Source organism: Bacillus sp. AP50, from assembly GCF_040492675.1.
Classification (GTDB): Bacteria; Bacillota; Bacilli; order Bacillales; family Bacillaceae_G; genus Bacillus_A; species Bacillus_A cereus.
This window is the reverse complement of sequence record NZ_JBEUTW010000247.1, coordinates 1-3357: the sequence shown is the minus strand read 5'-3', so window position 1 is coordinate 3357 and position 3357 is coordinate 1. Positions and strand designations below refer to the sequence as shown.

Sequence of the window (3357 nt, the reverse complement as noted above, 5' to 3'; positions counted from 1 at the left end):
CTCCATTAACGACATAAAAAGTTCATTAGAAACTATAAATGACTCCTTATTAAATGATGATTCATTCGAATTAAATACGTTATACAAAAATTATCTTGCTCTTACTGAAAGCAATGTCGAAAGCTTTAAACAAGACGTAAATAACCGTGTTACAGAAGTAAATGAGATTTCTTCCTTAGAAGATACAAAGCTAGAAAAATTTCTACTACTAACATCCTTCGTCACTATGAGTAATATGTATAGACGTTTAGCGGAGCAACTAGTGGATGATTTAAAAGAATCATAAATAAAAAACTATCCACCTATTAAAGTGGATAGTTTTTTATTTACTTAATTGCTTCATGAACTTTTAGTTGTTTCCCTTTAATCGTTGTAGTCTTCATGACTTTCAAGACAAGTGGTCCTTTTCCATTTAATATTTCAACGTAAGAAACATTATCTTGTATCGTAATAATACCTATATCTTCTGCTGTAACACCTTTAATTTTAGCAATTGTACCGACGAAATCTACCGCCCTAATTTTCTTTTTCTTCCCGCCATTAAAGTACAGCTTCATAATGCCTTTGTTGATATCTGCATTTTTATCTTTCTTTATAATTGGTTTAGCATGTATCTTTTCTTCAAATGCAGCTTCCTCTTTCATAACTTCTTCTTTTGAAGGTCCAATTGCCTTTGGAATTTCAAATCCAATATACTCCTCAATCTCTTCTAAAAATCTATTTTCATATGGTGTTATAAATGTAATAGCTTTTCCACTATTTCCAGCTCGTCCCGTTCTTCCAGTACGATGTACGTAGCTTTCTTTTTCAAGTGGAATATCATAATTAATAACATGTGTAATATTATCAATATCAATTCCTCTCGCAGCTACATCTGTTGCTACTAAATAACGGAATTTTCCTTTTCTAAAATCATCCATGACTTCAAAACGATCTTCTTGTACCATACCACCATGTATTTTGTCACAAGGATAGTTAGCTCGTTTTAATTGTCTATATACATGATCTACATTTTCTTGTGTACGACAGAAAATAATACAGCTATCAGGATTCTCAATCGTTGTTACATCTTTAAGTAGTGAAAGCTTCTCGTCTTCTATCACCTCAAAAAGAGTATGTTCAATTTTATCCGTCGTAATCCCAGCTGCTTTAATTTCAATATGAATTGGTGAATTCATATATGTACGAGACAATTTCTCAACATCTTCTGGAAGTGTTGCTGAAAATAACATCGTCATTCTTTTTGTAGGTAATTCATCAATAATTGCCTCTACTTGATCGATAAAGCCCATATTTAGCATCTCATCTGCTTCATCAATAACTAAATACTTCAAACACTCTAAAGAAAGGGTACCCTTCTCAATATGATCCAACACACGACCAGGAGTACCAACTACAATATGTGTCTTTTGCTTTAATTCTAATTTTTGACGTGCAAATGGAGATTTCCCATAAACTGCCGCAGCCTTAATCCTTTTGAATCGACCTATATTTGTAATATCTTCTTTTACCTGTACCGCAAGCTCTCTCGTTGGTGTTAAAACTAATGCTTGTGGTTTATTCTCTTCCCACTCCACCATTTCACAAAGTGGAATACCAAATGAAGCTGTTTTTCCACTTCCAGTCTGGGACTTCACAACAAGATCCTTCTTTTCTAATGCAACTGGAATAACCTCACCTTGTACTTCTGTTGGATGATTATATCCTAACCCAGTAAGTGCCCTTACGATTTCCGTACTTAGTTTATAATCAGAAAAACTTTTTTTACTCATATATTAACCTCATTTTATTTTGTATTATTTTCTTTTTTATCTTTTGTATACATTACTATCACCCTACTTATTATACTTGAAACCTCACATAAAAAGGTGGATCATGCCAGATTCATCTTTTTATATAGAAATAAACCTTATCATTTCATATAATGTTCAACTACTTGATAACATCTTTTGCTCGTATTGTTAGCATTAACCTTTTCATAGTATCCTACATCCACTCAAAAAAGATAAAAAGAATACATACAACCTTGTATAATTATCTTAATTTTTCAACCCTTCTCATAAACGAACAATACAAATGAAAAAACGTTTTAAATTCGTTTTTAACGTTCTTTTTCAGATATAAAATCTACTTTTTCAAAAAACGTTAAGAAATCCTTTGACTTCTTAATAAAAATAATGTAAATTATCCTATGGACGAACATTTTTGATTAATAAAAATAAAATATTCGTATTTTAGGGGTGTAAATGATGGAAAACGTATTCGACTATGAAGATATTCAATTAATTCCTGCAAAATGTATTGTAAATAGCCGCTCTGAATGTGATACAACTGTCACTTTAGGAAAACATAAATTTAAATTACCTGTCGTACCTGCAAATATGCAAACGATTATTGATGAAAGAATTGCAACTTATTTAGCTGAGAACAACTACTTTTATATCATGCATCGTTTCCAACCAGAGAAACGAATCTCATTCATTAGAGATATGCAATCACGTGGATTAATCGCTTCTATCAGCGTTGGTGTAAAAGAGGACGAATATGAATTCGTACAACAATTAGCTGCTGAGCAACTGACACCTGAATATATCACGATTGATATCGCACACGGTCATTCTAATGCTGTGATCAACATGATTCAACATATTAAAAAACATTTACCAGAGAGCTTCGTTATCGCTGGAAACGTTGGAACTCCAGAAGCGGTAAGAGAATTAGAAAATGCTGGTGCCGATGCAACAAAAGTTGGTATTGGACCTGGTAAAGTTTGTATTACTAAAATTAAAACAGGCTTCGGAACTGGTGGTTGGCAGCTAGCTGCACTTCGCTGGTGTGCAAAAGCTGCAAGTAAGCCAATTATCGCTGATGGTGGTATTCGTACACACGGCGACGTAGCTAAATCTATACGATTTGGGGCAACTATGGTCATGATCGGTTCTCTATTCGCTGGTCACGAAGAGTCTCCAGGGGAAACAATTGAAAGAGATGGCAAACTTTATAAAGAATACTTCGGTTCTGCTTCTGAATTCCAAAAGGGTGAGAAGAAAAACGTTGAAGGTAAGAAAATGTTCGTTGAGCATAAAGGTTCTTTAGAAGATACGTTAATCGAAATGGAACAAGATCTTCAATCTTCTATCTCTTACGCTGGTGGAACAAAATTAGATGCTATTCGTACTGTAGATTATGTTGTCGTGAAAAACTCGATTTTCAATGGTGACAAAGTATATTAATTCTTAAATTAACTTGAAGGACAAGCATTTTCATGCTTGTCCTTCTTTTTTGTATATAAAAATGAAAAATATTTTAATTTAACCGAATTTTCTATCATTATATTTTTAGATAGTCTTAATAAGG

The 3357-nt window shown here is 33.0% G+C and carries 2 protein-coding genes and 1 pseudogene; 2 read left to right on the top strand and 1 reads right to left on the bottom strand.

What is annotated here, in order from left to right; translation table 11 throughout:
- Window positions 1–286: pseudogene (locus ABWK52_RS18340) on the top strand (DUF1836 domain-containing protein); the annotation flags it as partial.
- A 40-nt stretch (window positions 287–326) separates the two neighbouring features.
- Here the strand turns inward: ABWK52_RS18340 and ABWK52_RS18335 are convergent.
- Entirely contained in the window at window positions 327–1772 is a 1446-nt protein-coding gene (locus ABWK52_RS18335) for a DEAD/DEAH box helicase (RefSeq protein WP_098542351.1), read from the bottom strand.
- Between the two features lie 477 nt (window positions 1773–2249).
- On the opposite strand from ABWK52_RS18335, the gene guaC reads away from it, so the two are divergent.
- Window positions 2250–3233, top strand: coding sequence for a GMP reductase (gene guaC, locus ABWK52_RS18330; protein ID WP_000432447.1), 984 nt, complete (start codon window positions 2250–2252; stop codon window positions 3231–3233).
- The last annotated feature ends 124 nt before the right edge of the window (window positions 3234–3357 follow it).